3 protein-coding genes and 2 pseudogenes are annotated in these 2,750 nt (G+C 37.9%); 3 read left to right on the top strand and 2 right to left on the bottom strand.

Annotation, left to right across the window (positions count from 1 at the left end):
* From tnpA to CWC14_RS20000, 3 genes and pseudogenes are all read left to right on the top strand, one after another.
* A partial coding sequence (gene tnpA / locus CWC14_RS18035; RefSeq protein WP_138564278.1) for an IS200/IS605 family transposase occupies positions 1-372 on the top strand: 372 nt, incomplete at its 5' end.
* A gap of 52 nt (positions 373-424) precedes the next feature.
* Positions 425-1,462: pseudogene (locus CWC14_RS18030) on the top strand (exonuclease domain-containing protein); the annotation flags it as partial.
* A 35-nt stretch (positions 1,463-1,497) separates the two neighbouring features.
* Positions 1,498-2,018, top strand: a pseudogene (locus CWC14_RS20000) (SEL1-like repeat protein).
* Positions 2,019-2,213: 195 nt separating this feature from the next.
* On the opposite strand, the gene CWC14_RS18020 reads toward CWC14_RS20000, so the two are convergent.
* Together CWC14_RS18020 and CWC14_RS18015 are read right to left on the bottom strand one after the other, a co-directional pair.
* Entirely contained in the window at positions 2,214-2,375 is a 162-nt protein-coding gene (locus CWC14_RS18020) for a YbaM family protein (RefSeq protein WP_076922234.1), read from the bottom strand.
* Complete coding sequence (locus CWC14_RS18015; RefSeq protein ID WP_013465384.1) at positions 2,368-2,640, bottom strand: late competence development ComFB family protein; 273 nt, start codon at positions 2,638-2,640, stop codon at positions 2,368-2,370. Before CWC14_RS18015 ends, CWC14_RS18020 begins: the two co-directional genes overlap by 8 nt.
* Positions 2,641-2,750: the final 110 nt, after the last annotated feature.

Genomic DNA, 2,750 nt, shown 5'->3' with positions numbered 1-2,750 from the left:
CCTAAGTATAGATTTAGGATCTTTAAAAATAAAATAGGTAGGGATGTCTACAGGTGCATTCAGGTTTATTGCGAACAGTTTGGGTGCAAAGTTGTTGAGCTGAATGTACAAATAGATCACGTACACTTAGTAGTAAAAGTGCCGCCAAAATTGTCAATTTCAAAGTTAATGGGCGCATTGAAAGGTAAAATAGCGTTAAAAATGTTTAGTAAATATCCGTACTTAAGAAAGAACAAGCTATGGGGTAATCATTTTTGGCAGCGAGGATACTTTGTTGATACGGTAGGCATAAATGAAGAAATAATACGAAGATATGTCAGGCATCAGCAGAAGGAGGAGAGACAAGAGCAAGCTCAGTTAACTCTGGAGTAAACAACGCCCCCTTTTAGGGGGCTAATTCAAAGCCACCTTCTTTAGAAGGTGGATCTTTTACACCGAGAATACCTTGTGGCAAAGCTTATTTGCGCTGGTTTTTTGGCAGGAACTTTTTATTGAAACTCCGACCCCCCCCTGCAATGAGTTTGATATTTACCCGCAAGCCTTAAAAACAGATACATTTTATTTAAATCAATCCTCGCAAGTAGAGGCGCGGCTGGCTGCGTGTAATAGTACCCAAAAATTGCTGCGTTTAGTGTGTAGCCATGCCGCAAAGTATTATGAGCAACCAAATGGCTTATTTAGATGGCACAAAGATGTATTAAAGCCATTAGAGATGCTTATTTTAAACAGCCCGATAAATGCGCTATTAAGCCATTTAAAAAACATGGCAAAAAACTACCGACAATTAAAAGATGGTTACCCCGATTTAATGATTGTTGATAACAGCGCAGTTCATTTTGAGGAGGTAAAAGCCCCCGGAGACAAGCTTAAAAGAAACCAGCTAGTGAGCATCGATAATTTAAAAAACAGTGGTTTTAAAGTCAATATTGCAGCGGTAAACTGGTATGTAGACCCTAACCGTATTTATAGTGTGGTAGATATTGAAACTACAGGAGGCCTCAAAGGCGTTAACCGCATTACCGAAATTGGTATTGTTAAAGTAAAGCAGGGCGAAATAGTTGATACATGGACTACGCTGATAAACCCAGAGCGGCCCATCCCTCGTTTTATTACCAAACTAACCGGTATTAACGATGCCATGGTAAGCAATGCGCCCATATTTAGCGACATTGCTTCGACTTTATTAGATAAGCTCTCGGGTAGTATTTTTGTGGCGCATAATGTTAATTTTGATTATGGCTTTATTAAAAAAGAGCTTGAGAGGGTGGGAATTAATTTTAAAATGCCAAAACTGTGTACAGTCGTTGAATCACGCAAAGCATTTAAGGGATTAAAGTCATACTCACTCGGTAATTTATCGGCACACTTTAATTTAGACTTAACCAATCATCACCGTGCATTAGACGATGCCAAAGCGGCCGCGCAGTTATTGCTTCTAGTTCAACAAACAGACAGCCAGTGATAAATTTGAGCCAGTTAAATGTATTGTACTTAAAGTTGAATCATCGACAATTGAGTGCCACTTTGCTGGTATTGATGGCTTTAATAACTGGCTGTAATTCGTCACCAATAAGTCTTTACAACGATAATACCATGAAGAAAAAAGAATATAATGGTGTTAAGGCATACAGAAAAGGGGAGTTTGAAGGGGTTTTTAACTATTTAGAAGAGCCCGCTGCATTGGGCTACAAAAGTGCACAATACACCCTAGCGTTTATGTTTTTAAAAGGGCAATATTTAGAGCAATAACTAAGCTTAGTATGAGGGGTGTTGCTGCACAAGCAGGCGTTGAAAATTGGTCACAACAATATGATACTTTTTATACTGCTGCGACAACACACGAGAAGCAAGAAATAGATGCAATTGTGGCCGTTTATATTGAGCAGTTTAGTGTTAAAGCTCAAAACATGACCTGCCGTAGGTCAACATCACCGAGACCAACATTCGGCGAAATTAAAATTGATTGTAATAAACACGATGGTGTTGTCACCGTTCATGAAATACAAACAATAGAGTAAAGCTAGTTACTAACTAACCTGAACTCTGGATAATAAATCTATCTCAAGCAGTTATTTTCAGCGCTAACTGCGTTGAATTTACTTGCAATAGGCTAGCTATTGACGCGTAATTTCGCCTTGTTTTCACTGGAAATCTCTGGCTAGAGAAAAATAAACATAAATATCATTTTTTGATTCAATACGTTAGTAAATCTCTTAACCAGAGTTCAGGTTAACTAGCTTTTTCTCAAAGTCACTTTTTACGATATCGAGCGCTTTTAATACTTCTTCGGGCTCTACGTCGTGTTGCTCTAATATCATAATTAAATCCACAGCAAGTTTTATGTGTGTAGGGGCGTCTTCTAGCGGGTTACTCATTAATATCTTTCTTTTTAGCAATCTGATCAATCGCAAAATTAATAGCAAGTTCAACGCGTTGCTGCATATCTAAACGATCTGTTTGAGTTAAATAAAATGCCATATCTACATCGTATCGAATATAACGTGGGGGTAATTGATTGAGTACGGTACAGCAAAAGTCAGCCATTACATCGTCGTTGTAACGCTCATTAAGTTTACGTTTTTCTATTTCTTCTAAAACGAGTTTTTCGTAAAAATTATGTATGTCGTCATCTAATCGCATATTCCAGTCACTCTTTGTTATTGTCTTTAATGAGTCTATACCAAGGACTGTTATAAATCGAGAGCCGCTTTAAATAGTTGTTTATGGACACTAGGGTCTGTTGACCTTTG

The organism is Pseudoalteromonas sp. S3260 (genome assembly GCF_005886925.1).
In the GTDB taxonomy this organism is placed as follows: Bacteria; Pseudomonadota; Gammaproteobacteria; order Enterobacterales; family Alteromonadaceae; genus Pseudoalteromonas; species Pseudoalteromonas tetraodonis.
The sequence above is the reverse complement of the archived record's forward strand: the minus strand, read 5'-3'. Positions and strand labels throughout refer to the sequence as shown.

Excerpts from the sequence above, each read along its gene's own strand:
- CWC14_RS18020 (WP_076922234.1), bottom strand. The coding sequence starts at position 2,375 with ATGAGTAACCCGCTAGAAGACGCCCCTACACACATAAAACTTGCTGTG.
- CWC14_RS18015 (WP_013465384.1), bottom strand. The coding sequence starts at position 2,640 with ATGCGATTAGATGACGACATACATAATTTTTACGAAAAACTCGTTTTA.